This is a genomic window from Mesorhizobium sp. ORS 3428 (assembly GCF_001854785.1).
Lineage (GTDB): Bacteria > Pseudomonadota > Alphaproteobacteria > Rhizobiales > Rhizobiaceae > Mesorhizobium.
The window spans coordinates 1-1900 of sequence record NZ_MDFL01000076.1 but is presented as its reverse complement, the minus strand read 5'-3'; the positions used below and the strand labels follow the sequence as shown (position 1 = coordinate 1900).

Genomic DNA, 1900 nt, shown 5'->3' with positions numbered 1-1900 from the left:
GGCATCCGGATTTTGTCCCACGGCCCTTATGCCACGCCCAATCCGCGTGCGGCTGAGGAACAGCCATAGCGCACCCAGCAACAGCGGCGCCATGATGATGATCAGCGTTTCCTGAGCCGAGATCGTCGTGTTCAGAATGCGCGCATTGCCGGCCACGAGCGGTTGAAGCTGCTTGAGCCTTGCACCCCAAAGCAGCTGAATTCCTTTTTGCAGGAAAATCATCGCGGCAAGCGTGGTCATCACCGTGATGAGCAGAATATCGCGTTTGCTGTAGAACGGACGAACGATCACGCGCTCGATCAGGATGCCGACGCCGATCAGAGCRGCAACCGTGACGGCAATGCCGGCGGCGAGCCCGAGATTCAGCCCGGCTGCATCCGACACTGTCCACGCAAGATAGGCACCGAGCGTCATCAGCACGCCGTGCGCGAAATTGAAGATGCCAAGTGTGGTCCAGACCAGTGAGAGCCCACTCGCCATTAACGCGTAGCCGGAGCCCAGCACAATGCCACTTACAAGAATGGCGCTTAGCGTGTCGGCGGTCATGATACGCCCTCCGAACCGAAATACATGTCCATGATTTCCTGATGGTCGACTTCCGCGCCCCGATGGACCTCGCGRCTGATCTCGCCATGGTCGACGAGGTACATGCGATCGACGAGCGATAGAATKAAGGCGATGTCCTGCTCGACAAGCAGGAGCGGTATCCCGCGCTGCGAAATTTCCGCGATGRCTTCAGCGAGTTCGTCCTTGAGTTTGGGCGACAGCCCCAGCGTCGGTTCGTCGAGCATCAACATACGCGGTGCGCACATCAGGCCGACACCGATCGCCAGCATCTGGCGCTCGCCACCGGACAACGTCTTGCACTGCTGCTGCCGGCGTTCGGCAAGCCTGGGGAAGAGGTGAAGGACATAATCGAGGTTGGTCTTCTGCTGCTGTCTGGCGCGCTCGGTGAAGGCGGCAAGCTCAAGCGTCTCCATGATCAGCATGTCGGGAAACAGCCAGTTTGCCTGCGGCACGTGGATCAGGCCGCGCTCCACAATCCGGTGGGGTGCCAGCCCCTCGATTGCCTCGCTCATGAAGCGCACGCTGCCTGAGCGAGGTCGGATAACGCGTGAGATGGCGTTGAGAAGCGTGGTCTTGCCATGGCCGTTCGGCCCGAACAGGCCAACCCGTTCCTTAGGGCCAACATGCAGGCTCATGCCGACAAGCACATCAGATGCATCGTAGCCGGCGTGCAGATCGACAATATCCAAGGCATTTTGARCATCGTTCAAAGTCGCGCCTCCCGTTTGCCGAGATAGGCTTCKATCACCTGCGGATTTCGCACCACCTCTTCCGGCTTGCCCGAAGCGATGATGGCGCCGTGGTTGAGGATCATCAGGTGATCGGAAACCTTAAGGAGGAGAGGCAAGACATGTTCGATCAGAACCACTGTGATGCCCCGCTCGTGCACTGTGCGGATGAGAGCGGAAAGGTCGCTCACTTCGGGTTTGGTCAGGCCGGCGGCGGGCTCATCCAGAAGCAGCACCTTGGGTCGACCGGCGATTGCCGAGGCGATCATCAATTGCTTGCGCTCGAAGACCGAGAGATCGGCCGCAGCTTTCGCGCGCCGCTCGCGTGCCAACGAGACGTCATCGAGCGCCTGCTCGGCCGCATCGCTAGCCGCTTTCGAAGTCATCTGGCCGCAATAGACGGCGCTGGCGTAGACATTCTCGCGCGCGCTGAGCGTGGCAAACTCCGCGTCCTTCTGGAACGTGCGAACCACGCCTGCGCGGCTGATTTGATGTGGTTTCAGCCGGTGGATGGGCTCTCCCGACAGAAAAACCTCCCCCGCGCTGGGCGAAAACGGAATGCCGGTGATAACGTTGAAAAGCGTGCTCTTGCCGCTGCCGTTTGG

At 60.2% G+C, this 1900-nt stretch carries 3 protein-coding genes; all 3 read right to left on the bottom strand.

Annotated elements, in window-relative coordinates; all coding sequences use genetic code 11:
• On the bottom strand, positions 1–546 hold a 546-nt coding region (locus ORS3428_RS08435; RefSeq protein ID WP_131802864.1), incomplete at its 3' end, for a branched-chain amino acid ABC transporter permease.
• The gene (locus ORS3428_RS08430; protein ID WP_108723020.1) at positions 543–1277 is read right to left on the bottom strand and encodes an ABC transporter ATP-binding protein; all 735 of its coding nucleotides are present in this window, start codon (positions 1275–1277) and stop codon (positions 543–545) included. The genes ORS3428_RS08430 and ORS3428_RS08435, both read right to left, overlap by 4 nt.
• A partial coding sequence (locus tag ORS3428_RS08425) for an ABC transporter ATP-binding protein (RefSeq protein WP_071096392.1) occupies positions 1274–1900 on the bottom strand: 627 nt, incomplete at its 5' end. The genes ORS3428_RS08425 and ORS3428_RS08430, both read right to left, overlap by 4 nt.